The sequence below is a fragment of the Kitasatospora sp. NPDC056184 genome (genome assembly GCF_042268405.1).
GTDB lineage: Bacteria > Actinomycetota > Actinomycetes > Streptomycetales > Streptomycetaceae > Kitasatospora.
Genome location: NZ_JBHJUI010000015.1, coordinates 162,312 through 186,984 on the forward strand (window position 1 = coordinate 162,312; position 24,673 = coordinate 186,984).

20 protein-coding genes and 1 tRNA gene are annotated in these 24,673 nt (G+C 75.8%); 12 read left to right on the forward strand and 9 right to left on the reverse strand.

Annotated elements, in window-relative coordinates; genetic code table 11:
* Nucleotides 1-56: 56 nt before the first annotated feature.
* Entirely contained in the window at nt 57-1,130 is a 1,074-nt protein-coding gene (locus tag ACFC0B_RS27530) for a TerD family protein (protein WP_376091224.1), read from the reverse strand.
* A gap of 322 nt (nt 1,131-1,452) precedes the next feature.
* Between ACFC0B_RS27530 and ACFC0B_RS27535 the strand changes: the two genes are divergently transcribed.
* Genes ACFC0B_RS27535 through ACFC0B_RS27545 form a run of 3 tightly spaced genes read left to right on the forward strand, consistent with a single transcriptional unit; the run spans nt 1,453 to nt 6,131 of the window.
* Complete coding sequence (locus tag ACFC0B_RS27535) at nt 1,453-2,664, forward strand: HpcH/HpaI aldolase/citrate lyase family protein (protein WP_376091227.1); 1,212 nt, start codon at nt 1,453-1,455, stop codon at nt 2,662-2,664.
* 60 nt (nt 2,665-2,724) lie between these two features.
* On the forward strand, nt 2,725-5,232 hold the full coding sequence (locus tag ACFC0B_RS27540; RefSeq protein WP_376091230.1) for a phosphoribosyltransferase: 2,508 nt from the start codon (nt 2,725-2,727) through the stop codon (nt 5,230-5,232).
* Nucleotides 5,232-6,131, forward strand: coding sequence for an HAD family hydrolase (locus ACFC0B_RS27545; protein ID WP_376091233.1), 900 nt, complete (start codon nt 5,232-5,234; stop codon nt 6,129-6,131). Before ACFC0B_RS27540 ends, ACFC0B_RS27545 begins: the two co-directional genes overlap by 1 nt.
* A gap of 83 nt (nt 6,132-6,214) precedes the next feature.
* Here the strand turns inward: ACFC0B_RS27545 and ACFC0B_RS27550 are convergent, their stop codons facing one another.
* Nucleotides 6,215-6,442, reverse strand: a complete 228-nt coding sequence (locus tag ACFC0B_RS27550; protein ID WP_376091236.1) for a zinc ribbon domain-containing protein — start codon at nt 6,440-6,442, stop codon at nt 6,215-6,217.
* Nucleotides 6,443-6,552: 110 nt separating this feature from the next.
* The gene (locus tag ACFC0B_RS27555; protein WP_376091239.1) at nt 6,553-7,875 is read right to left on the reverse strand and encodes a hypothetical protein; all 1,323 of its coding nucleotides are present in this window, start codon (nt 7,873-7,875) and stop codon (nt 6,553-6,555) included.
* 220 nt (nt 7,876-8,095) lie between these two features.
* Here ACFC0B_RS27555 and ACFC0B_RS27560 point away from each other — a divergent pair.
* Nucleotides 8,096-8,167, forward strand: a tRNA-Val gene (locus ACFC0B_RS27560).
* A gap of 260 nt (nt 8,168-8,427) precedes the next feature.
* On the opposite strand, the gene ACFC0B_RS27565 is transcribed toward ACFC0B_RS27560, so the two are convergent.
* From ACFC0B_RS27565 to ACFC0B_RS27590, 6 genes are all read right to left on the reverse strand, one after another.
* Nucleotides 8,428-9,453 (reverse strand): methyltransferase, encoded by a 1,026-nt coding sequence (locus ACFC0B_RS27565; protein WP_376091242.1) that lies wholly within the window; start codon nt 9,451-9,453, stop codon nt 8,428-8,430.
* 103 nt (nt 9,454-9,556) lie between these two features.
* The gene (locus tag ACFC0B_RS27570; RefSeq protein WP_376091245.1) at nt 9,557-10,870 is read right to left on the reverse strand and encodes a sulfate adenylyltransferase subunit 1; all 1,314 of its coding nucleotides are present in this window, start codon (nt 10,868-10,870) and stop codon (nt 9,557-9,559) included.
* On the reverse strand, nt 10,870-11,757 hold the full coding sequence (cysD, locus tag ACFC0B_RS27575) for a sulfate adenylyltransferase subunit CysD (protein WP_376091302.1): 888 nt from the start codon (nt 11,755-11,757) through the stop codon (nt 10,870-10,872). Before cysD ends, ACFC0B_RS27570 begins: the two co-directional genes overlap by 1 nt.
* Before the next feature lie 71 nt (nt 11,758-11,828).
* Nucleotides 11,829-12,392 carry an adenylyl-sulfate kinase gene (gene cysC / locus ACFC0B_RS27580; protein WP_376091248.1) on the reverse strand — a complete coding sequence of 188 codons (564 nt, stop codon included), beginning with the start codon at nt 12,390-12,392 and terminating at the stop codon, nt 11,829-11,831.
* Complete coding sequence (locus tag ACFC0B_RS27585; protein WP_376091251.1) at nt 12,389-14,182, reverse strand: FAD-dependent monooxygenase; 1,794 nt, start codon at nt 14,180-14,182, stop codon at nt 12,389-12,391. The genes cysC and ACFC0B_RS27585 overlap by 4 nt, the downstream gene beginning before the upstream one ends.
* A 106-nt stretch (nt 14,183-14,288) precedes the next feature.
* Nucleotides 14,289-15,929, reverse strand: a complete 1,641-nt coding sequence (locus tag ACFC0B_RS27590) for a carbamoyltransferase (protein ID WP_376091254.1) — start codon at nt 15,927-15,929, stop codon at nt 14,289-14,291.
* Between the two features lie 691 nt (nt 15,930-16,620).
* On the opposite strand from ACFC0B_RS27590, the gene ACFC0B_RS27595 reads away from it, so the two are divergent.
* The 8 genes from ACFC0B_RS27595 to ACFC0B_RS27630 form a co-directional block, all read left to right on the forward strand.
* Nucleotides 16,621-17,961 (forward strand): alkaline phosphatase family protein, encoded by a 1,341-nt coding sequence (locus ACFC0B_RS27595; RefSeq protein ID WP_376091257.1) that lies wholly within the window; start codon nt 16,621-16,623, stop codon nt 17,959-17,961.
* A gap of 95 nt (nt 17,962-18,056) precedes the next feature.
* Entirely contained in the window at nt 18,057-18,410 is a 354-nt protein-coding gene (locus ACFC0B_RS27600) for a hypothetical protein (protein ID WP_376091260.1), read from the forward strand.
* On the forward strand, nt 18,407-19,834 hold the full coding sequence (locus ACFC0B_RS27605; RefSeq protein ID WP_376091263.1) for a hypothetical protein: 1,428 nt from the start codon (nt 18,407-18,409) through the stop codon (nt 19,832-19,834). The genes ACFC0B_RS27600 and ACFC0B_RS27605 overlap by 4 nt, the downstream gene beginning before the upstream one ends.
* Nucleotides 19,834-21,051 carry a cytochrome P450 gene (locus ACFC0B_RS27610; protein WP_376091266.1) on the forward strand — a complete coding sequence of 406 codons (1,218 nt, stop codon included), beginning with the start codon at nt 19,834-19,836 and terminating at the stop codon, nt 21,049-21,051. Before ACFC0B_RS27605 ends, ACFC0B_RS27610 begins: the two co-directional genes overlap by 1 nt.
* A 122-nt stretch (nt 21,052-21,173) precedes the next feature.
* The gene (locus ACFC0B_RS27615; protein WP_376091269.1) at nt 21,174-22,691 is read left to right on the forward strand and encodes an aldehyde dehydrogenase family protein; all 1,518 of its coding nucleotides are present in this window, start codon (nt 21,174-21,176) and stop codon (nt 22,689-22,691) included.
* 55 nt (nt 22,692-22,746) lie between these two features.
* Nucleotides 22,747-23,586, forward strand: a complete 840-nt coding sequence (locus tag ACFC0B_RS27620; RefSeq protein ID WP_376091272.1) for an LLM class flavin-dependent oxidoreductase — start codon at nt 22,747-22,749, stop codon at nt 23,584-23,586.
* Nucleotides 23,587-23,636: 50 nt separating this feature from the next.
* Complete coding sequence (locus ACFC0B_RS27625) at nt 23,637-24,401, forward strand: phytanoyl-CoA dioxygenase family protein (protein WP_376091275.1); 765 nt, start codon at nt 23,637-23,639, stop codon at nt 24,399-24,401.
* On the forward strand, nt 24,398-24,673 hold a 276-nt coding region (locus ACFC0B_RS27630; protein ID WP_376091278.1), incomplete at its 3' end, for a hypothetical protein. The genes ACFC0B_RS27625 and ACFC0B_RS27630, both read left to right, overlap by 4 nt.

Sequence of the window (24,673 nt, forward strand, 5' to 3'; positions counted from 1 at the left end):
GGAGCGGGGCGGGTGGGGGCTCGCCGGCAGGGGGCGGGGCGGGGGCGGGCGGCGGCTCAGCGGGGCTGGAACTGGGGGCCCTGCGGGGGCAGGGCGAACTCCTCGGCGGCGGGTGCCGGCTGCTGCTGCACCGGGGGTGCGGTGTTCGGCGGCGGGTAGCCGTAGCCGCCCTGCTGCGGCGCCTGCTGCTGGGGGTGGCCGTAGCCCGGGGCGGGCGCCGCGGGCTGCTGGGGGTAGCCGTAGCCGCCCTGCTGCTGCGGGGCCTGCTGCGGCACCTGCTGCGGGTAACCGTAGCCGGGCTGCCGGGCGGGCGGCGCGGTCGGGGCCGGCGGGACGTTCGGCGGCACCGTGGGCGGGTTGGGCGGCGGCGGGGGCGTGTTGGCCGGGACGCCGGTCGGTGCCAGGGCGGCCTGGGCGGCGGCCTGCGGCTGCGGGACGGCCGGGGCCAGGGTGAAGGTGCCCGGCTCGGGGCGGCCGGCCGGCCGGGGGTCGGGCAGCGCGGTCCGCGGGTCCGCGGCCTGGGCGGCGGGCGGTCCGGCCGGGGGCTGGGACTGGGAGGACCGGCCGGCGCCGGGGTCGCCCTCGTCCTCGACGGTGATGCCGAAGTCGGTGGCCAGGCCGATCAGCCCGGACGCGTAGCCCTGGCCGACGGCCCGGAACTTCCAGACGCCCGCCCGGCGGTACAGCTCGCCCGCGACCAGCGCGGTGACCTCGTCCCCGTCGGCCATCGCGAACTCGGCCAGCGGCGGCGCGCCCTCGCCGGCCGCCGCGTCGAACAGCTGCAGGCGCAGTCCGCCCACCGCGCGGAACGAGCCGCCCTCGGAGGAGCCGGCCAGCACCACCCGGTCGACGTGGGCCGCCAGCTTGCCGAGTTCGACCTCGACGGTGTCGGTGATCCCGGTGCCGTCGGCGCTCTGCTGCTTGGGCAGGTGGCGCACCAGGCCGGACGGGTGGCGCGGCTGGTTGTAGAAGACGAAGTCGGCATCCGAACCGACCTTGCCGCCCGGGCCGAGCAGCAGTGCGGAGGCGTCCACGTCCGGCGCACCGGGCGTGGCGCTCCAGCGCAGCACGGCGCGGACCGCCGCCACCGGCAGTGCGATGTTGGCGCCCTTGGCCATCACGTGCGTCATAGCCGACCATCCTGCCTGTTCGCCACCCCTTCGGACAACGTGACCGGGGGAGGCGTCGTGGTGGGACTTTGCCAACGCTTGCGGTTTGTGAAGTGGAGGGTAACCTTCCGAGAATTCGCCATTGCGGAACCGGTGCATGCCCGGAGCCGTCCGTACGATGGGCGGGCGGGAGTCGTTCGGGGGTCGGTCGACGGTGACCGGCCGGAACCGTCCGGGAACCACGACGGCCGTCGAGCCGGTTGAACCGGGTGTCGCACCGGGGCTCGTCACCGCCCCTCCCCGCCTCCGCCGGACCGGCGGCCGAACTCCTGAGGAGAGCACCTTGCGCCACTTCGGCCACCTGGCGGACGGCGTCCGCGACCGGCTCTTTCTCGCGGAGCCCCGGGAGTTCACCCCGGACGGCGACCCGGCCGTGCTGGCCACCGCGCTGGGCGCCACGCTCTACAGCCCGGCCACCCGGCCCACCCTGCGCGCGGACATCCGCAAGCAGGCCGCGCAGGGGGTCGTCTCGATGGTCCTCTGCCTGGAGGACGCCATCGCCGACCACGAGGTGCCGGACGCCGAGGCCAACCTGGTGGCCCAGCTCGGCGCGCTGTGGGCGGAGGTCACGGAGGGTGGCGGGGCGGCCGGAACCTCCACGGGTTGCGCACAGGATCTTCCCCTCCTCTTCATCAGAGTGCGGACCGCCGCCCAGCTCACCGACCTCGCCGAGCGGCTCGGACCGGCGATCGGCGCGCTCACCGGATTCGTGCTGCCCAAGTTCACCGAGGAGACCGGCGGGGAATTCCTGGAGGCGCTCGCCGCGGCCGGGTCCGCCACCGGCCGCCGGCTGTTCGCGATGCCCGTGCTGGAGTCCCCCGAGCTCGCCCACCTGGAGACCCGCCGCGACCAGCTGTTCGGCATAGCCCGGCTGCTGGAGAAGCACCGCGAGCGCGTCCTCGCCGTCCGCCTCGGCGTGACCGACCTCTGCTCCGCCTACGGCCTGCGCCGCTCGCCCGACCTGACCGCGTACGACGTGGCCCTGGTCGCCTCCGTGATCGGCGACGTGGTCAACGTGCTCGGCCGCGCCGACGGCACCGGGTTCACCGTCACCGGCCCGGTCTGGGAGTACTTCCCCGTCCAGGAGCGGATGTTCAAGCCGCAGCTGCGCCGTACCCCGTTCGCCGAGGCCGAGCCCTCCCGGGAGGCGGTCCGCCGGAGGATCATCGAGCACGACCTGGACGGGCTGATCCGCGAGATCGAACTCGACCGTGCCAACGGTCTGTTGGGCAAGACCTGCATCCACCCCAGCCATGTGCCCGCGGTGCACGCGCTCTCCGTCGTCACGCACGAGGAGTACAGCGACGCCCGGGACATCCTCCAGCAGGAGCGCGGCGGGGGCGGGGTGCTGCGCTCGGCGTACACCAACAAGATGAACGAGGCCAAGCCGCACCGGGCCTGGGCGGAGCGGGTGATGCTGCGCGCCGAGGTGTTCGGGGTGGCCCGCGAGGACGTCAGCTTCGCGGAGCTGCTGGCGGCCTGCCTCTGCCGCTAGCCGCCCGGCCCCTTCCCGACCTTGCCCACCGCACCGCACCACCGAAAGCAGGACCCCTTCGTGACAGCAGCAGAGCAGCAGCGGACCGGCACCGAGCCGTCGGCCGGACCGCGGGAGTGGACCGGCCGGTGGGTGGCCGAGCGGGCCGGCGTCGCGCTGACCGGCTCCGAGCGCCTCCCCGAACTGGTCGGCCTGGCCCTGCGGGAGAACCGCAAGCGCGCCCACCTGCTGGTCTCCACGGTGCTCGGCAAGCACGTCCCGCAGCGCCCCGCCGTGGTGCACGGCGCCGGCCTCGAACTCGGCCGGCGGGTCCGCGAGCTGCTCGGCCCGCTGGGCGGGCAGGCCCTCGCGGGCGCCGTCGTGCTCGGCTACGCCGAGACCGCCACCGGCCTCGGCCACAGCGTCGCCGACGGGCTGGACGCCCCCTACCTGCACTCCACCCGGCGCCCGGTGCCCGGGCTCGACCCGCTCGGCGGGTTCGAGGAGGAGCACTCGCACGCCACCTCCCACCTGCTGCTGCCCGCCGACCCCGGACTGCTCGCCGGCGACGGCCCGCTCGTCCTGGTGGACGACGAGTTCTCCACCGGCACCACCGTGCTCAACACCATCCGCGCCCTGCACGCCCGCCACCCGCGCGAGCACTACGTGGTGGTCGCCCTGGTCGACCTGCGCGGCGCCGACGACCGGCGGCGGCTCGCCGACACCGCCGCCGAACTCGGCGTCCGGCTCGACCTGGTGGCGCTGGCCGGCGGCGGCGTCGAGCTGCCCGCGGACATCCTGGACCGGGCCGAGCGGCTGATCGCCGAGGCCGGACCCGCCCCCGAGCCGCCGGCCGCCCCGGCCGCGCCGCTGGTGCGGGTCGAGCTGGCCTGGCCGGACGGGCTGCCCGACGGCGGGCGGCACGGGTTCACCCCGGAGCACCGGGCGCGGCTGGAGGAGGCGCTGCCGGCGCTGGCCGAGCAGCTGGCGGCGGCGGTCGGCTCGGGCCCGGGCGCGGACTCGGCAGGCGGCGGGCGGGTGCTGGTGCTCGGCTTCGAGGAGCTGATGTACGCGCCGCTGCGCCTCGCCGGCGCCCTCGCCGAGCGGCTCCCCGGCGGCGCCGACCGCGTCCACAGCTCGACCACCACCCGCTCGCCCGTCCTCGCGGTCGACGACCCCGGCTACGCCATCCGCACCCGGCTGGCCTTCCCCGCCCACGACGACCCGGCCGACGACTCCTCGCGCGAGCGCTACGTCTACAACGTCGCCCCCGGCGCCGATCCGGCCCGCCGCTTCGACACCGTGGTCCTGGTGGTCGACGACGTCGCCGACACCCCGGCCCTGCACGAGGGCGAGCGCGCCCTGCTCGGCCAGCTGCGGCGGGTCACCGACCGGGTGGTGCTCGCCGTACTGCCGTCCCACCGGCCCACCGCGCTCCCGCGGCCGCTGTACGGCCCGGCGTTCTCCTCCTACCGGGCCGACGAGGTGGCCTGGCTGCTCAAGGACCTCTCCGACGTCGCCCTGGAGGCGCCCACCGAGGAGCGCGAGGAGGCCGTGCAGAGCGGCGGCGCCCACTACGCCGAGTCGCTGCCGGTCGAGTACCAGCCGAGCCCCGAGTACCAGGAGCTGTTCCACCAGGCCCTGCGCGCCTCCGCCCGGCGGATCGCGCTCGCCGTCGGCACCGTCGCCGAGACCCTGCTGCACGAGCGCGGCCCCGGCCTGGTGCTCGCCTCGCTGGCGCGGGCCGGCACGCCCGTCGGCGTCCTGATCCGCCGCTGGCTCGCCGCCGGGCACGGCGTCGACGCCCCGCACTACGCCGTCTCCATCGTCCGCGGCCGCGGCATCGACCCGGTCGCCCTGCGCTACCTGGACGCCCACCACCGGGCGGCCGACGTGGTGTTCGTCGACGGCTGGACCGGCAAGGGCGCGATCACCCGCGAACTCGGCGAGGCACTCACCGGGACCGGCTTCGACCCCGGCCTCGCCGTCCTCGCCGACCCCGGCCGCTGCGTGTCCACCTTCGGCACCCGGGACGACTTCCTGATCCCCTCCGCCTGCCTCAACTCGACCGTCTCCGGCCTGGTCTCGCGCACCGTGCTGCGCGCCGACCTGATCGGCCCGGACGACTTCCACGGCGCCAAGCACTACACCGAGCTGGCCGGCGCCGACGTCTCCGGCGCCTTCCTGGACACCGTCGCCGACCACTTCGCGGACGTCCGGGCCGAGGCCGTCGCGGAGGCCGCGCGGTTCCGCTCCGCCGAGCACGCGGCCGAGCGCACCCCCGACTGGGCCGGCTGGGCCGCCGTCGAGCGGATCAGCGCGGAGTTCGGCATCGACGACGTCAACCTGGTCAAGCCCGGCGTCGGCGAGACCACCCGGGTCATGCTGCGCCGCGTCCCCTGGCGGGTGCTGGCCCGGCGCGGCGCGGGCGCCGACCTCGACCACGTCCGGCTGCTCGCCGCCCAGCGGGGGGTCCCGGTCGAGGAGGTGGACGACCTGCCGTACTCCTGCGTCGGCCTCATCCACCCCCGCTACACCCGTGGGGCGACCGGCGCCTCCGGCACGGCCGTCCTGGTGAAGGAGTCCTGATGACCGGCTACCTGAGCGGTGGCATGAACGGCGGCGCCGCGGGCCGCTACGTCGTGGCGAGCGACCTCGACCGCACCCTGATCTACTCCAACCGGGCCCTGGCCCTCGACGTGCCGGACCGGCTCGCGCCGCGGCTGCTCTCGGTCGAGGTGCACGACGGCAAGGCGCTCTCGTTCATGACCGAGCAGGCCGCCGAGCTGCTCGTCGAACTCTCCCGGGAGGCGGTGCTCGTCCCCGCCACCACCCGCACCCGGGCCCAGTACGAGCGGGTCAACCTGCCCGGACCCACGCCCGGCTGGGTCCCGCCGTACGCCATCTGCGCCAACGGCGGGCGGCTGCTCGTCGACGGCGTGCCGGACACCGACTGGCAGGACGAGATGGCCGCCCGGCTGGCCGCCGGGGCGGCGCCGCTGGTCGAGGTGGTCGAGCACCTGGCGCTCTGCGCCGACCCCGAGTGGACGCACAAGCGGCGGGTCGCCGACGAGCTGTTCGCCTACCTGGTCGTCGAGCGCGCCGAGCTGCCGGCGGGCTGGCTCGCGGAGCTCACCGGCTGGTGCGCCGAGCGCGGCTGGACCGTCTCGCTCCAGGGGCGCAAGGTGTACGCCGTGCCGGCGCCGCTCAGCAAGAGCGCGGCGCTGGCCGAGGTCGTCCGGCGGGTGGGCGGGGCCACCGTGCTCTCCGCCGGGGACTCCCTGCTCGACGCCGACCTGCTGCGCGCCGCCGACGCCGCCTGGCGCCCCGGCCACGGCGAACTGGCCGACACCGGGTGGACGGCGCCCGGTGTCACCGTCCTGGACGAGGTGGGCGTGGCGGCGGGCGAGGAGATCGTCCGGCGCTTCCTGGCCCGGGTGCGCGGCGAGGCCGTCGAGGCCGACGCCGCGGCGGTCGGGGTGTCGTAGCGGGCGGGGCGTTCTGGCGGTCGGGGCGTTCTGGCGGGCGGGGTGCCTTCGCGGCCGGGGGGTGTCCCGGCGGTCGGGGCGTCCTAGCCGCAGCAGCCGCCGCCGCAGCAGCCCCCGCCGCCACCGGCCGACGGGGCCTGCTGCGGCGCGCCGCCGGCGGAGGCCGCGCCGGTCACGGCGACGGTCGACAGCAGTTTCACGGTGTCCGGGTGGCCCTGCGGGCAGACGGCGGGGTCGCCCGCCTGCGCCATCGGGCGGCGGAGCTCGAAGGTGGCGCCACAGGCGCGGCAGCGGAAGTCGTAACGAGGCATGTCCGCCAGCGTATCCGCGCCGCGCCCGCCGTGGGGGCCCTGCGGCTACCCGACCCGGCTACCTGGCCCGGCTGCCCGACCCGTCCACCTGGCCCGGCTACCTGGCCCGGCTACCTGACGCCGCCGCCCAGCTCGCCGCGGATCAGCTCCACCACGTCGGCCGCCGTCTCCCGCACCGCGGCCAGCTCGGTCAGGAACCGCCAGTAGTCCGGGTGCCTCCCGGCCGACTCCAGCTCCGCCACCGCGCGGTCCACCCGGGCCACCGCCGCGTCCAGCGGCCCCGCGTGCCGCGGGTCCGGCGCGTGCCGCCCGGCCATCGCCAGGCGCTGGGCGTCCCGCAGAGCGAACCGGGCCCGCTCGACCTCCTTGTGCGGGTCGATCTGCACCTCGTTCAGCTGCCGCAGCCGGTCGTTCACCGCGACCACCGACCCGTCCGCCGCGTCCAGCAGCGCGCGCACCGTGCCCAGCGCACCGGTGGCGTCCGCCCAGCGCTGCTCGTCCCGGGCCCGGGCGGCCTCGGCGAGCTTGACCTCGGCGGCCCGCCCGGTCTCCGCGACCTGGTCCGGCACCCGCTGGAGGTCCTGCCAGCACGCGGCGGAGAACCGCCGGCGCAGCTCGCTCAGCGCCGGCACGACCGTCCCGGCCTTGGTCTCCAGCGCCTGGATCCTGGTCCGCAGGCTCGCCACCCGCCGGTCGATCTCCCGGGCCCGCTCCGGCAGATGCCCGGCCTCCGCCGCGATCGCCTCCGCACGCTCCCGCACCCGCTCGGCGCGCTCCAGGGTGCCCGGCACCCCGTGCTGCGCCACGCCCTCGTTCAGCCGCCCCAGCTCCGGCGCCAGCTCCGCCAGCCGCGCCGCCAGCTCGTCCGCCCGCAGCCCGGCGCCGCGCGCGGCGTCCAGCGCGTTGCTGGCGTCCAGCAGCGCCCGCCTGGCCTGCTCGATCGCCGGGGTCACCCGCATCAGCTGCTGCTCGGCCCGGTCCAGCGTCGGCCGCAGCTTGCGCAGGAAGTCGTTCAGCTCCGCGAGCGCCGAGCCGAGCTGCCCCTTCACGTCGTCCAGCTGGTGCTTGGCGCGGGCGGCCGTCCCGGACTCCAGGTCCTCCGCGTCCAGGTCGTGCGCGTCGAGGGCGGCCAGGTAGTTCACGGTCACCTGGTCGACCCGGCCGGAGATCGCCTCGAAGTCCGCCACCGCGCGCCGCGCCGTCGCACCGTCCCCGGCGGAGCGCACCGTCTCCACCGCCAGCCGCGCCTCGCGCTGCGTGGAGTCCACGTCGTAGAACGCCTGCTGCGCCGCGTCCCGGGCCGCCCGGGCGTCCGCCCGCATGCCCTCCCCGCCGCGCCGCCCCCACCAGCCCCCGCCGGTCCCGAACGACGCCGCCCCCGCGGCCCCCAGCGCACCCGCGAAGACCAGCGGCAGCACCAGCGCCTCGGCCACTCCGTTCCCCGGCCACCGCCGCCCCTGCCCGCCTCCGCCGGCCACCCTCACTGCGCGCTCCCTGGTTCCCGACCGTTGATCCACCGCCCATTCTTCCCGATCCGCCCGCCGCACCGGCACCCCACCCGCCCCACCCCCCGACCACCCCCGCCCCACCACCCCGCCGGACCAGGTACCCTAAGCATTCGTCGTGCGCCCGAACCGGGTCCCGCACGACCGGGGGCGCGTAGCTCAGCGGTAGAGCGCTGCTCTTACAAAGCAGATGTCGGCGGTTCGAAACCGTCCGCGCCCACTCTCCGAACAGGCGAAACCGAGGCTGCGGCCCAGGTCAGGACATGTGTCCCGGCCTGGGCCGCAGTCGCGTGTGCAGGCTGCCTGTAGGGCATCTGAGTCTGTCTGATGCCTCGCTCGGGGGAGTCGGCTCCTAAATTCCTCCCAAACGATCGTGGCGTTGCCCCAGGTCAGGGAGGGGCGGACGCGGTTGGTGCGGCAGGTGAGAAGGGCCGGTTCGGAGGCTGGGAGCGTCCGGGCCGGCCCTTCGGGGTGGTGGGGTCAGGGGAGGCGGGTTTCGAGGATGCGGAGGGTGTCGGAGACGGGGATGGTGCGGGTGGGGTGGAGGCCGGCGCGGGTGGCGAGGGTGCGGTAGTCGGACTCGGGGCGGTCCTGGCCGCCGACGAGGACGGTGAGGAGGAGGCCGCGGAAGAGGGCCTCCTGGTCGGAGCCGTCGTCGACCATGCCCTCGATGACGAGGAGGGTGGAGTCGGGGCGCATGGCCTCGCGGATGCGTTCGAGGATGCGGACGATGGTGTCGTCGTCCCAGTCGTGCAGGGCGCGCTTGATGGTGTAGACGTCGGCGCCGGGCGGGACGGATTCGAAGAAGTCGCCGGCCACCACCTCGTAGCGGCCGTCGACGCCGGAGGCGGCGAGGAGGTCCTCGGCGAGCGGGACGGTCTCGGGGCGTTCCAGGATGGTGCCGCGCAGGGCGGGGTTCTCGGTGAGGACGGCGGCGAGGAGGCTGCCGAGGCCGCCGGCGACGTCGACCACGTGGTGGGCGGCGGAGAAGTCGTAGGCGCGGGCGGTGGCGGTGCTCTCGGCGACGGAGACGGCGCTCATGGCGGCGTTGAAGCGCCGCTTGGCGTCGGGGTCGGTCTTGGTCAGCTCCCAGAAGGAGACGCCGTTGTTGGCCACCTCGAAGGAGGACTCGCCGGTGCGCACCGAGTGCAGGAGGTCGCCCCAGGCGGCCCAGTGCCAGTTGGCCGCCATGAAGCGGGCGTCGGTGGACTCGGGGTTGGCGGGCTCGCTGACCAGGACGGCGGAGAGCGGGCTCTGCTCGTAGGTCTGCCCGTCCGGCAGGCGGTGGAAGACGCCGAAGGTGGCGAGGGCGCGCAGCAGGCGGCCCAGGGTGGGGGCGTGGGTGCCGGTGAGTTCGGCGAGTTCGGCGACGCCGCGCGGGCCGGGGACCAGCAGGTCGGGTATGCCGAGTTCGGCGGCGACATGGACGGCGCGGGCCCGCCACGCTCCCTGGAGCAGGGCAACCATGTCCTTGTGGGGGTCGAGGGGCTCGGGCTGCTGGGGCATGTGGGTCTCCGGGGGTTGCGCCGGGGGTGGCGGGGAGGGGGCCCAGACGGGCGGTGCGGCCGGACGGGCGTCCGGGGGTGGCGGGCCGTCGGGGCGAACGGGTCTACGGTTCCTGCGCGTCGGCCCCCCGTGCGGCCGTCGGCGGCGGGCCCGCCATGCCGGCCGTGAGCGTACTGCCGTCGGCCGGGTCGATGAGCAGGAACGAGCCGTTCCGGCGCGATCGGGCGTACGGGTCGACCGGGAGCGGTTCGGCGGCGCGCAGCGTGAGGCGGCCGAGGTCGTTGGCGTCGAGCCGGTCGTGCGCCGGGAGCGGGCGCAGGCCGTCCGGGTCGAGGCGGGCCGGGATCGCGGTGACCAGCGCCGGGACGGTCCGGGTGCCGTGTTTGACGAGGACCCGGTCGCCGGTGCGCAGCGGGCGGTCGTGCAGGTGGCAGGCGGTGGCCTCGACGGTGCGGACCGGGCGGGGCGCGGAGTCGACGGGGGCGAGGAGGTCGCCCCGGGCCACGTCGAGGTCGTCGGCCAGCCGGACGGTGACGGACTGCGGGGCGCGGGCGGCCGCCACCGGGGTGCCGAGCGCGTCGATGGCGGTGACGGTGCTGGTCAGGCCGGACGGCAGGACGACGACCCGGTCGCCGACGCGCAGGGTTCCGGCCGAGATCCGACCGGCGTAGCCGCGCCCGCCGTGGCGGATCACGTACTGGACCGGGAAGCGGGCCGGGGCGTCCTCGGGCTCGCCGGCGGCGGGGACGGTCTCCAGGTGCTCCAGCAGGGTCGGCCCGCCGTACCAGGCCATCCGCCGGGAGGGGGTGACGACGTTGTCGCCGTCGCGGGCCGAGATCGGGATCGCGGTGACCGAGCCGATGCCCAGGGAGTGCGCGAGGGCGGCGAACCGGTCGGCGACGGCCGCGAACGCCGGTTCCGCGCAGTCGACCAGGTCCATCTTGTTGACGGCGAGCAGGAGACGGGGCACCCGCAGCAGGGCGGCGACGGCGGCGTGCCGCCGGGTCTGTTCGACGACGCCGTGCCGGACGTCGGTGAGGATCACCATGAGCTCGGCGGTCGAGGCGCCGGTCACCATGTTGCGCGTGTACTGGACGTGTCCGGGGGTGTCGGCGAGGACGAACCGCCGCCTGGGGGTGGCGAAGTAGCGGTAGGCGACGTCGATGGTGATGCCCTGTTCGCGTTCGGCGCGCAGCCCGTCGGTGAGCAGGGCGAGGTCCGGTTCGGCGAGGCCGCGGGCGCGCGAGGCGTGCTCGACGGCGGCCAGCTGGTCGGCGAGCACCGACTTGGAGTCGTGCAGCAGGCGCCCGGCGAGGGTGGACTTGCCGTCGTCGACGGAGCCCGCGGTGGCGAATCGCAGCAGCGAGGCGGCGGGGGCGTCCGGGGCGGTGGCGGGGGTGTCCGGTGCGGTGGCCATCAGAAGTACCCCTCCCGCTTGCGGTCCTCCATGGCGGCCTCGGAGAGCCGGTCGTCGGCGCGGGTGGCGCCGCGTTCGGTGAGCCGGGAGGCGCTGATCTCGGCGATCACCGCGGCCACCGTGGTGGCGCCCGACTCGACGGCGCCGGTGCACGCCATGTCGCCGACCGTGCGGTAGCGGACCTGGCGCTTCTCGGGGCGCTCGTCGGGCCGGGGGCCGCCCCAGTCGCCGGCGGTCAGCCACATGCCGTCGCGGTGGAAGACCTCGCGCCGGTGGGCGAAGTAGATGTCGGGCAGGTCGATCCGCTCGCGCTCGACGTACTGCCAGACGTCCAGTTCGGTCCAGTTGGAGAGCGGGAAGACCCGGACGTGCTCGCCGGGGCCGTGCCGGCCGTTGTAGAGCTGCCAGAGCTCGGGGCGCTGGCGCCGCGGGTCCCAGCCGCCGAACTCGTCGCGCAGGCTGAACACCCGTTCCTTGGCGCGGGCCTTCTCCTCGTCGCGGCGGGCGCCGCCGAACACCGCGTCGAAGCGGTGCCGTTCGAGGGCGCGGCGCAGCGCGTGGGTCTGCAGCGGGTTGCGGCTGCCGTCCGGGCGCTCGGCCAATTCGCCCCGGTCGATGGCCTCCTGGACCGAGGCGACGTGCAGCCGCAGGCCGTGGGCGGCGACCGTGCGGTCGCGGTAGGCGAGCACCTCGGGGAAGTTGTGGCCGGTGTCGACGTGCAGCAGCGGGAAGGGCAGCGGGGCGGGCGCGAAGGCCTTGCGGGCCAGGTGGAGCGCCACCGCGGAGTCCTTGCCGCCGGAGAACAGCAGCACCGGGCGCTCCGACTCGCCGACCGCCTCGCGGACGATGTGCACGGCCTCGGACTCGAGTTCGGCCAGGTGCGGCAGGTCGGGCGGCGGTCCGGGCGGGCCGAACGGGCCGGGTGTCGTGGGCGGGCCGGGCGTTGCGGGCGGGCGGTTCACGCGAGCCCCCGATCGGCGAGCAGGCGCAGCAGCGCGTCGACCGACTCGTCGAGGCTCTGCCGGTGGGCGGGCAGGACGAGGTCGGGCCGGGTGGGCGGCTCGTACGGGTCGTCGACGCCGGTGAGCCCGGTCAGGCCGCCGGTCGCCTGCCGGGCGTACAGGCCCTTGACGTCCCGCCGGGCGCACTCCTCGACCGGGGTGGCGACGTGCACCTCCAGATAGGTGGTGGCGGACTGCTCGTGGCGCTTGCGGACGGCCTCGCGGGCGTCCGCGTACGGGGCGATCACCGGGGCGAGCACCAGGACGCCGTTGCGCGCGAGCACCTCGGCGACCAGTCCGATCCGCTGGACGTTGACGAAGCGGTCCTCCCGGCTGAAGCCGAGGCCGGCGGTGAGCAGGGCGCGGCTGTGGTCGCCGTCGAGGATCTCGACCCGCCGGAAGTCGGGTTCGAGGCGGCGGGCCGTCTCGGTGGCGATGGTCGACTTTCCGGCGCTCGGCAGCCCGGTGAGCCAGACGGTCGCGCCGGGCCAGCAGGTGCAGTACGGGCGGTGGGGGGTCATCGGCCACTCCGGAGCCTGAGGGGGTGGGTGCCGGCAAGGTCCGCGGGCAGGGCCAGCAGGCCGCGGACGGCCGCGGTCAGCCGGCGGCGGCGCCGCTCGTCGGACGGGGCGGTGTGCGTCGCGCAGCGCCAGGCGACGAAGCCGTCCGGGCGGACCAGCAGGGCGCCGGCCCGTCCGGTGCCGCAGGACCGGGCGAAGGACGGCGTGCCGGGGCGGTCCCCGTCGGCCGGCAGGACGTGCGCGCGCAGCGGGACGGCGAGCTCGCGGGCGACCTCGGCGGCGGTGGCGCGCCAGCGTTCGTCGGTGGTGAGCAGGGTGAGCCCGGGGCCGGTCGGGCCGGGCGCGCAGAGGTCGAGGGTGGAGGCGGTGACCGGGCGGCCGCCGCGGCGCAGCCGGACCGGGACGTGCGGCAGGCGGCTGCCGGGGGCGCCGGTGAGGGCGAACCCGGCGGGGAGCGCGGCGAACGGGGAGGCCGGGGAGGCCGGGGCGTCTGCGGAGGCGCCGGCGTCGTCGAAGTCGTCGAAATCGTCGAAATCGTCGGAGGAGCCGTCGGAGGAGCCGTCGGAGTCGGCGGCGTCCGGGCGGTAGCGGTAGCGGTAGCCCATGATGATGGTGCGCGGGTCGGCGACGGCCGTGCCGCCGAGGCGTTCGGCGGGCACGCCGTCGAGCAGCAGGGTCTGCTCCGCGGTGGCCACGCCGACCGGGCGCCGCTCGGCGTCGTAGCTGTCGAGCAGGGCGGGGTCAGCCCAGCCGCGCAGGACGGCGGCGAGCTTCCAGGCCAGGTTGTGCGCGTCCTGGATGCCCATGTTGGAGCCGTAGCCGCCGGCCGGCGGGTGCAGGTGGGCGGCGTCCCCGACGAGCAGCACCCGGCCGCTGCGGTAGCGGTCGGCCATCCGGTGCCGGGCCTGCCAGTGGAAGGTGGCGGACAGGTCGAGCGGGAGGCCGGGCACGCCGATCGCGGCGCGGAGCAGTTCCAGGCAGCGGTCGGGGTCCGGCGGGGCGTCCGGGCCCTGCGGTTCCGGACCGGTCCGCACGGCCGAGGTCTCGACGGCCGCCGCCCAGCCGTTCGGGTCGTTGAGCTGCATGATGGCGCCGGAGAATCCGGGGTTCTCGATCATGCTCATGAAGAAGCGGCGGTCGCCGATCAGCCCGGCCAGGTCGGCCCGGAACAGGATGCTGGTGCGCCGGGACACCGTGCCCAGGCCGGTGCGGACGATGCCGACGTGCTCCGGGATCCAGCCGTGCGCGCCGTCCGCGGCGACCAGGTAGGCGGCGGCGAACCGGTCCTCGCGCCCGTCCGGCCGGCGCACCCGGACGAGCACGCCGTCCGCCCGGGCGTCCAGCCCGACCAGCTCGTGGCCGAACCGGACGTCCGCCCCGGCCCGGACGGCGGCCTCGCGCAGCAGCGGCTCCATCCGGTCCTGGCCGCACCAGAACGGCGGGCACGGGCCGGGGACGGCGAGCTCCTCCTCGCCGGTCTCCAGGACCTCGGCGGCGTCCAGCCGGGCGAGCGAGCTGACGCCGACCACGGTCCGCGGCAGGACCTTGTCCGGCTCGGCGTGGACCCGCGGGTCGTCGCCGGGCACCACCTCGAAGCCGACCGCCGCGACCTCCGCCTCCAGACCGGCCTCGCGCAGCAGCTCCATGGTCCGCCGGGTGACATGGGTCGCGCGGGGCAGCGGCGAGGTGGTGCTCCGGCGCTCCAGCAGCCGGACGGTGATGCCGGCGCGGGCCAGGAACAGCGCCGCCGCCAGGCCCGTCGGCCCTCCTCCGACCACCAGTACCGTCATGAGCCCTGGTTCTCCCGCTTCTCCGGCTTCGCCACGCGTCCTCCGCCCGTCGTGCGTCCGTCGTGCGTCCGTCGGTCCGTCCGGTGCCGCCGCGCCCCCGCTCCGCTCAGGGCTTGCTGAGCAGGTGCCCGCCGACGACGAGGTGGTCGAGGTTCATCGAGGCGAAGGCCACGACCGCCTCCTCCGGGGTCTCGACGATGGGCTCCCCGGCCGTGTTGAAGGAGGTGTTGAGCAGCACCGGGCAGCCGGTGAGCCGCTCGAACTCGCCCAGCAGCGCGTGCACGGTGGGGTTCTGGTGCTCGAACAGGGTCTGGTGCCGGGCCGTGCCGTCCACGTGGGAGGCGGCCGGGATGACGTCCGGCCGGGTCACCCGGGTGACGATCAGCATGTACGGCGAGGGCTGCCCGAGGTCGAAGAAGTCGTCGCTGCGCTCGGCGCGGACGATCGGCGCGTACGGGCGGAACCACTCGCGGAACTTGACCTGCTCGTTGAGGTGGTCGCGCACCGAGGCCGGGTACGGCGCGGCGAAGATGCTGCGGTGGCCCAGTGCCCGCGGGCCGAACTCGCTGCGGCCGTCCCACCAGCCGATCAGCCGCCCCTCGGCGAGCAGCGCGGCGACCTCACCGGGCAGGTCGTCGGGCCGCCGGGCGGGCAGGCCGGAGGCGGCCACCGCCGCGTCGACGCGCTGCTGCGGGTACTCCGGGCCGAGGTAGGCGTCGGTGAACGGCGGCAGCTCGTCCAACGGCACGCCCTCCAGCTGGTGCAGCCCGTAGTAGGCGCAGCCGAGGCTGATGCCGTTGTCGCCGGCGGCGGGCACCACGAAGATCCGCTCGAAGCCGGTCTCCTGGAGGATCCGGCCGTTGGCGACGCTGTTCAGGCCGACGCCGCCGGCGACGCACAGGTCGGTCAGCCCGGTGCGCGCGTGCAGGGCGCGGGCGCAGTGCACCAGGGCGCGCTCCAGCACCTCCTGGGCGGCCCGGGCGATCGCCGCCCGGGTGTCGAAGTCGGCGTCCCGGGCGAGGCGTTCGAGGACGTGCGAGACCTTGCTCGCGGAGATGCCGATCCCGCCCCCGGGCCGCAGGTCGACCAGCTCGGCCAGCTCGTCGACGAACCGCTCGTCGCCGTACGGGGCCAGGCCCATGGTCTTGCCGTCCTCGCTGACCGGGAAGCGGGTCTTGGGCCCGGTGTAGGCCAGTCCGATCGCGATGCTGGCGGCGCGGTAGAAGTGGCCCAGCGAGTTGTCGGTCTCGCCGGGCTGGTAGTAGGCGCTCTCGGAGGCGGCGTCCACCACGTGCGCGCCGCTGACCCGGTCCAGCAGCCGGATGCCGTCCCGGTCGGCGACGAAGGAGCTGATCGTCTCCGCCTCGCGGGCGTCGGGGCCGGTCCGGTCGCCGGCCACCAGGCTGCCGGAGTTGTCGCAGACGAGGACGGCGGCGCGGCTCATCCCGGAGGCCGCGAACGCGCTGTAGGCGTGTGCCAGGTGGTGGTTGATCACCTGCACCCGGTTGCGGAAGGAGTGGTAGAAGGGGCGGGGCACCAGTTCGCAGGCGACGACGTGCTCGACCTCGGCGGCGCTGCTGCCGAGCTGCGCCAGGACGGCCTGCCGGCTGGCGCCCGCCAGCAGGTCGGTGCCCAGCCCGTACTTGCTGCGCACCAGGCGCTCCTCGTCGACGGCGACGAGGCGGCTGCCGTCGGTGGCGCACGACGACCAGTCGTGCCCGGAACCGCCGAGGCCCAACACCGTCATAGCAGGTCCTTTCCTTCGCGAGAACACCGGTCGGCGCCGACAGGGCTCACCGCCCCGGGCCGCGGGCGGCCGGGCGGAGGAGGAAGCGCACACCGGAGGGGGCTTGGGGGAATGCACACCGGAGAAGGGCTGGAGGAACGCGCACCGGAGGGACGGCCGGAAGCCGTCCCTGGTGTCGGCGGAGCAGGGCACCCGAGAACCGGGGCGACAGCGGCACTCTAGTCAAGTCGCGTCACGGACTGTCAAGAAGGGGTGCCGGTCCGTGGCCGGAGTTGGCTTGAATGGCCTCGCCCGACGGTGCGTCCCCGGCGGGGCCAACGGACACAAGGGATCTTCGGGCACGGAGCGGGAGCGGCGCGGACACGAAGCCCAAGCGGAACGGGAAGAGGCGTTCCGGATACGCCGCCGGGCTCGAACGGCCTTGCGGCGAGCGGCTTTTCGGCCAACGTCATTCCGAGCAGGACACGACAACTGGTGGAACCGTTACCGTGATGCGCAGGCCGTCGGCCCGGTGGCGGTTGCCCGCGTCCGGCCCGGGCGGCCCGTCCACCGTCGTGCCCCGACGCCCGCGCTCACCCCCGTTCCCGGTGCGCGCCCGTCCGCGGCGCCCGTGCGACCCGAGCTCGAATACCCGCCGGTGTCCACCATCCGGCAACCCGATCCCCTGTACGGCCGGCCGAGGGAGTAATGGGTGACTGAGCGGAACCGAACCATCGTCATCATCACCGAGGGAGCCGCCCCCGCCCTGCTCGACCGCTGGTGCGAGCAGGGACTGCTGCCCGGGTACGCCCGGCTGCGGTCCGAGGGCGCTCACGGCCAACTGGTCGCGGAGGGCACGCCCTACGAACCGCCCGGCCTGGTGAGCGTGCTCACCGGCCAGCGGGCCGCCGACCACGGCTACTTCTCCTACTGGACCTGCCACGACCCGGAGTACTCGCCCCAGGTGCTGGGCTCCGGCGACCGCAGGCACCCGCTGCTCTGGCAGCACGAGACCTTCGCCGGGCTGCGCTTCGCCTCGATCGGGCTCTTCGGCACCCACCCGATCGAGCCGATGGACGGCTCGGTGATCGGCTACCCGATGTACGCCACCCTGCACGCCAGCCATCCGCGCGACCTCCAGCGCCGGCTCGCCAAGCAGGGGATCCGGCCGGTGCACGACGTCTCGATCTTCTGGACGGGCCAGCCCCGCGACGAACTGCTGCCCCGGCTGCTGGAGGCCGACCGCCAGCGCGGCCGGGCCGCCCTCGCGCTGCTGCCCGAGCACGACGTGGTGATCGTCAACCTCACCAGTATCGACCGGACTTCGCACATCTACTGGCAGGAGCTGGAGCACGGCGCCGACCGCGAGCAGGAGAGCGCGGTGTTCGCCGCGTACCGCACCTGCGACCAGGTCATCCAGGACGCCCTGGCGGCGGCGGACGACCGGACCGACGTGCTGGCGTTCTCCGAGATCGGCTTCGGGCCGCTGCGGAACTACTGCTCGGTCAACGACGACCTGGAGCGCGCGGGGCTGCTCGCGAAGACGTCCGACGGCCGGGTCGACTGGGCGAACACCACCGCCTTCGAGGCGGTCCAGGGCACCCACGGCATCAACATCAACCTGCGGGACCGCTACAAGGCCGGACGGATCGCCGAGCACGACTACCGGCGGGTCCGCGACGAGGTGCGGGCCGCGCTGCTGGAGACCGTCAACCCGCGGACCGGGCGGCCGTTCCTCACCGGCGTGCTGGACCGCGAGGAGGTCTACCCGGGCGCCGCGACGGCCGGCGCGCCCGACCTGGTCATGGAACCCGCCGACTGGCGCTACCTGCCGCTGGGCGACCCCCAGTGGGCCGCGCACGTCCACCGCACCTGGCAGAGCGGCTGGCACCGCCGGGAGTCGTTCTGGGCCGGGCTCGGCCCCGGCTTCGCGTCCCGGCACACCGACGACCGGCCGGCCGCCCCGGTCGACGTCCCGGCCACCCTGGCCCGGCTGCACGGCCTGCCGGTTCCCGAGGGCTGGCCCGGCCGGCCGCTCGGCACCGCCGACTGATCCGCCGCACGCCCCGCACGCCCCGAAACCCCCGCACGCCCGCACGGCCCCCAACTCCCGCTTCCTGCCCACGAACCGCAGCGGAGGTCCCAGCCATGTCCGACATTCGCGCGCCCGAGCGCGGGCGCCCGCAGCGCCGTACGGTGTCCGAGCCGCCCGGCAGCGCCGACCGCACGGTGCTCGCCCCGAAAGCCTCGTTCACCCCGTGGGACCCGCCCTCGCCGGACGTCCTGCACTGGACCGGCGCCGGGGACCGCGCCCCGGTCGAGCTGCTGCGCGAGGCCCTCGCCGACGGCCCGGTCGGCGGCCCCTGGGACAGCGGCTTCCCCGCCTACGTGTGGCACCGGGACGGCGACGACGTCCACGAGTTCCGGCTCACCGGCCGGCTGACCGGTCAGTACACCGGCTACCCCCTGCACCCCAGCGAGTGGCCGGAGGGCCTCGGATGAGCACGCTCCCCGACGTCGCGTTCACCTGGAAGTGGCACGAGCCCTCGACCGTCCCGGCCGACGAACTCACCGCCACCTGGGCCGATCTGGAGATCACCGTCGGCTCGGAGACCCCCCTGACCACCGTCGAGGACCCGGTCGCCGGCACCGTCCGCCCGTACACCACCGGCTCGCTCTACCCGCTCGCCGAGTGGATCGCCTTCCACTGGTGGTCGCTGCAGGCCGACGCCCGGCCCGGCACCCAGATCTCCCAGCTGCGCTTCGCCTACCGCAACGGCGTCGGCGACCAGCGCGGATCCTGGTGGGTCCGCTCGCGCCGGCACACCCTGCGGGCGGCCGGCGGCGGCTTCCGCTGGCCGGACGCGATGATCGTGCCCGAGGGCCGGCAGACCCGGATCGTCTGGATGCCGGACAACGTCCCGGCCCGGCGCCCCGGCCCGCGGCACACCGCCCGCGGCAACACGGTGGTCGGCGCCGCCGCCCTCACCGCGGCGCTGCGCGGCGTCGTCGAGGCGGTCGTCGCCCGGCTCGCCGACTGGGGCATCACCGGCACCCCGCTGCAGCGGGAGTGGGCCGAACTCGCCGCCACCGACCCGGCGGAGGCGGCGTTCTGCCGGGCCGCCGCGCGGCTCGGGCTCGACCCGTACACCGAGGCGGGGCCGTACGCGGCGGACATCGTCCGGACCGTCCGGGAACTGCCCGAGCCGATGGCCACGGACTTCCTCAACGGGGTCGCCCCGCAGCGGCTGGCCGACCGGCTGCGGTGGGTCGAACGGGCCCGCGAGGTCGCAGGCCAGGGCGGCCAGGCCCACCCCGCGATCACCGAGCTGCGCGAGCTGAGCGCGGACATCCGGGCCACCTTCCAGGCGCCGGACCGGCTCGACAACGCCTGGCACCTGGGCTACGAGCTGGCCCGCAGGGTCCGGGCCTGGGCGGGGGTGGAGGCCACCGAGCGGTTCGAGACCGACACCCTGCTCACCCACCACGTCGAGCCGGTGCCGTACGTCGACCGCGGTCTGGTCGCCTACGGGACCCGCACCGGGGCGGGCGGTCCGGTGCTGGTCTCCAACCGGACGTTCACCGAGCGGCCGCGGCGCTTCCTGGAGGCCCGCGCGCTGTGCCACTTCCTGTTCGAGCACGGGCCGGAGTTCCTGATCGCCGCCGCGCACACCCACCGCCAGCACATCGCCCGGGGCTTCGCGCTGGAGCTCCTGGCCCCCGCGCGGGGCGTCGCCGCGCGGCTCGGCGACCCGCGCGCACTGGTCACCGCCGAGGACGTCGAGCAGATCGCCGAGGACTACGGGGCCGGCACCATCGTGGTGGAGCACCAGCTGGACAACCAGCTGCTCGCCCAGGACTTCCGCTGGGAGGCGGTCGTGCCGACGGTGTTCCGGACCGTCCGCTACCCGAAGGCGACCGGCTGATGAGCGCCGCCGAGGTGCCGGCCGGCGAGGCCTTCCCGTACCCGGCCGGGCCCGGCGGCACCGTCCCGCCGCAGTACGCCCGGCTGCTGGTCGAGGACCCGGTCTCCCGGGTGCGGCTCGCCGACGGCGAGCACATCTGGCTGGTCACCCGGGACGCCGACGTGCGGACCGTGCTGACCGACCCGGCGTTCAGCCGCTACCAGGCGGCCGTGCTCCCCGGCCGCGGCTTCGGCCGCGGCCAGGGCGCCGGCATCGTCGACCTCGACCCGCCCCGGCACACCGCGCTGCGCGCGCCGATCGCGGCGGGCTTCGCCCCCGAGCGGGTGGCCCGGTGGAGCCCGCGGATCACCGCGATCGCCGACGAGCTGCTCGCCGGCCTGGCCGGCGCCACCGGGCCGGTCGACCTGGTGGCCGACTACACGGCTCCCTTCGCCGGCCGGGTGATCTGCGAACTCCTCGGCTTCGACGGCGCGTCGTGGCCGCGGATCACCGGCGACATCGAGGCCCTGCTGCTGGCCGGCGGCGCCGAGGACGAGCGCACCGAGGCCTGCCGGGCGCGGCTGGGGGAGGCCTTCGCCGAACTGCTCGCCGCCCGCCGGGAGCGGCCCGCCGACGACGTCGCCACCGTCCTGCTCGGGCTGGACGAACCCGCCTCGGGCGGGCAGCACCTGACGGACGAGCAGCGCACCACCCTGCTGCACGGCCTGGTGATCTCCGGCTTCATCGGGGTCCGCGACCTGCTGGCCCGGCACCTCTTCGCGGTGCTGGCCGAGCCCAAGCACCGGGAGCGGCTGGCGGCCGAGCCCGAGCTGGTCCCGCGCGCGGTCGCCGAGCTGCTGCGGTACTACCCGTCGAGCAACGACGGGCTGCTGCGGCTCGCGACGAGGGACGTCGAGCTGTCCGGGGTCCTGGTGCCGGCCGGCGCGGCGGTGCTGCCGCTGGTCTCGGCGGCCTGCCGCGACCCGCGGACCGTCGACCGGCCGGACATCCTGGACCTCGACCGCGACCCGGTGCCGAACCCGGGCTTCGGCGCGGGCCCGCACCACTGCCCGGCCCTGGACCTCGCGGTCGTCCAACTGACCACCGGGCTCGGCCGGCTGCTCGCCCACCACCCGGACGTGACGCTGGCCGTGCCGGCCGGGGAGGTGCGGCACACCGCCGACCTGCTGCCGCTGGGCGTCGCGGCCCTGCCGGTCCGGCTGGGCGCCGGGGCCTGACCGGGCGGGCGGGCCGCGCGCCCCGCCCGCCCGGCGACGTCCCGGCAGGCGCGACCGGGAACGGCCGGTGACGTACCGGCAAGCGCGACCGAGAACGGCCCACGGAGACCGGGAGGACGGCGATGGGCGAGCACTACCCGCGGTACGTGGACGGCCGGTCCGCGCCGGCCCTGGACGGGGCGACCTTCCGGTCCTTCGAACCGGCCACCCGGCGGCACCTGGCCGACATCCCGCGCTGCGGCGCCGAGGACGTCACCGAGGCCGTGGCGGCCGCCCGCCGGGCCTTCGACCGCGGGCCGTGGCCGCGCATCGCGCCCGCCGAGCGGGCCGCCGTGCTGCACCGGATGGCCGACCGGCTGACCGCCGAGGCGGAGCGGCTCGCCGAGCTGGAGGTCCGGGACAACGGCACCACGCTGCGCAAGGCGCTCGGCGGGGACCTGCCGGGCGCGGCCGCCGCGTTCCGCTGGAGCGCCTGGTGGGCCGAGCAGCTGCCCGAGCGGCTGCACCGCGCGCCGGCCGCGCCGGACGGGCCCGCGGCGCGGCACCTGCGCTGGCACCCGCTCGGCGTGGTCGCCGTCGTGGTGCCGTGGAACCTGCCGCTGCTGCTGGCCGCCTGGCGGATCGCCCCGGCGATCGCGGCGGGCAACACCTGCGTGGTCAAGCCGGCCTCGTTCACCTCGCTGACCACCCTCGAACTGGTCCGGCTGCTGCACGAGTGCGGACTGCCGCCGGGGGTGGTCAACGTGGTCACCGGGCCCGGCGGCACCACCGGGGAGAGCCTGGTCCGGGCGCCCGGCGTCGACCTGGTCTCGTTCACCGGCTCGGACGCGGTCGGCGAGAGCGTGCGGCGCGGGACGGCCGCGGCCACCCGGCTGGACCTCGGCGGCAAGTCGCCCAACGTGGTGCTCGCCGACGCCGACCTGGAGCGCGCGGCGGCCGGCGTCGCCTGGGGCGTCTTCCTGCACAACGGCCAGGTCTGCATGGCCGGTTCGCGCGCCGTGGTGCACACCGCGGTGCACGACGAGTTCGTCGAGCGGGTCCGGGCGAAGGCGCTCGCGCTGCGCCTCGGCGACCCGCTGGACCCGGCGACCGACCTGGGCCCGCTGGTCTCCCGCAACCAGGCCCGCACCGCGCTGCGGTTCACCGGGCTCGGGGTGGCCGAGGGCGCCCGGCTGGTGTGCGGGGGTGCGTCCCCCGGGCCGGACGAGCTGCCCGAGGGGCTCGACCCGCAGGCGTACGTCCGGCCGACCGTGCTGGCCGGGGTCGAACCGGACGCCACGGTGGCCCAGGAGGAAGTCTTCGGCCCGGTCCTCTCGGTGATCCGGGCCGAGGACGACGCCGCGGCGGTGCGGATCGCCAACGGCTCGCGCTACGGGCTGAGCGCCGGCGTCTGGTCCGCCGATCCGGGGCGGGCGCGGGCCGTCGCCGAGCAGCTGACCGCCGGACAGGTGTGGATCAACGACTACCGGCTGGTGGACCTCGACCTGCCGCCCGCCGGGGCCGTGACCGGCGACCTGGTCTGGGAGCTGCTGACCAACGAACTCGACGGCTACCGCCGCCGGCAGAGCATCACCGACGGCACCGGCCCGGCCGGAGCCACCGGTCTCGCCCCCACCCCGTACCACCTGCTGGGGCTCTGAGCGCCCCGACCCCCGTCTCCCGACCCGCCGCCCCCGCCGCCCCGCTGGAGCCCCCGTGAAGATCAGCATCGCGTTCCCCAACACCATCCCCGGCGCCTCCGGGCGGCTCCAGTGGCAGTGGGCGGTCCGCGCCGAGGAGCGCGGCTTCTCGACCGTCGCCGCGACCCACCGGCTGCGCTACCCCGGCCACGAGCCGCTGCCGGTGCTCGCCGCGGCCGCCGCGGTCACCTCGCGGATCGGCCTGTCCACCAACATCCTGGTCGCCCCGCTGACCACCGCCGAGGTGCTCGCCAAGGAGGCGGCGACGCTCGCCTCGCTCGCCGAGGGCCGGTTCGTGCTCGGCCTCGGGCCGGGGGTGCGCTCCGACGACTTCACCGCGGCCGACCGCGCCTACGGCGGCCGGGCCCGGGTCTTCGAGGAGCAGCTCGCCGAACTCGCCCGGCTGCGCGGCAAGGACGGCGACACCGGCCTGCCCGGGCCGGTCCCGCCGGTCCTGGTGGGCGGGTTGAGCGAGCACGCCGTCCGCCGGGCGGCCCGCTGGGCGGACGGCTGGACGGCGCCCGGCGTGGAGCCGGCGCTGGTGGCCCCGACCGTCCGGCGGGTGCACGAGGAGTGGGCGGCGGCGGGCCGGGAGGGCCGGCCGCGGCTGGTCGCGCTGTCCCGGTTCTGGCTCGGCGAGGACGTGGCCGAGGAGGCGGCGGGCTTCGTCCGGGACTACTTCGGGGTACTCGGCGACGAGGCGGAGTCCTTCGTCGCCAAGACGCCGCGCTCGCCCGAGCGGATCCGCGAGCAGATCGCCGAACTGGCCGACGCCGGATTCGACGAAGTGGTCTTCCACCCCACCGCCGCCCACCTCTCCCAGGTCGACCGGCTGGCCGACGCCGTCCTTTCCTGAATTGCCCGCGACGAATCCGCCCGCATGTGTTCCGAGGTGAAATCGAGGCCATGAACGCGACCCTGACGGGAAACCAGAGCCAGGCCGTGCAGGATCTCCGGGAATTCGGTTACTGCCTCCTGGAGAATCCGCTCCCGCCCGCCGAGTTCGAGCGGCTCCGAGACCGCCTTCTGGAGGTCGCGGAACAGGAGCGCAAGGACGGCACCGCCTTCCTGTACGACGGGGGGAACCAGCGCGTCTTCAGCCTCCTCAACAAGGGCGAGGAGTTCGAGCGCAGCGTGCGCCACCCGGCGGTGCTGGAGCTCATGGAGGAGGTGCTGGGGTTCAACTTCCTGCTCTCCAGCACCCACGCCAACATCGCCGGCCCCGGCGGCACGGCGATGAACGTGCACGCCGACCAGACCTTCGCCCGGCCGCCCTGGCCGCCGTACGCGCTGGTCGCCAACAGCATGTGGATGCTCGACGAGTTCACCGAGTCCAACGGCGCGACCCGGCTCGTCCCGGGCACCCACCTGCTGGGCCGGCAGCCGGACTACGCGCGCGGCGAGGGCGACGTGGAGACGATCCCGGTCTGCGCCCCGGCCGGCAGCGTGATGATCTTCGACGGCCGGCTCTGGCACCAGACCGGCGCCAACACCACCGACCGGCCCCGGCACGGCATCCTCAACTACTACTGCCGGGGCTACGTCCGCCAGCAGCAGAACTTCCAGCAGGGGATCAGCCCGGAGGTGGTCGAGCGCAGCTCGCCCGCCATGAAGCGGCTGCTCGGTTTCGAGAACTACTTCTCGCTCGGCCTCGCGGACGGTCTGGAGTGAGCGCCGCAGCCGGGGACGACCCGGCCCGCTTCCTCCAGGCCCCGCCGGACCGGCCGGTGCTGCGGCTGGTGCTGGCGGACCCGGCCGGGTCCGCCGCGGGGCCGCTGACGCCGGCGCTGGGGCCCGAGCTCGCGGTGGAGCCGGCCGGGCAGGACCCGGCCGCGGCGGGTGCCGTCCGCTGGCCGGGGCTGCCCTGGGCGCTGCTCGCGGTGGCGGCCCCGGGACCGGACGGCGCGGCCGTGCTGTCGGACGCCGTGCGCGCGGTGCGGGAG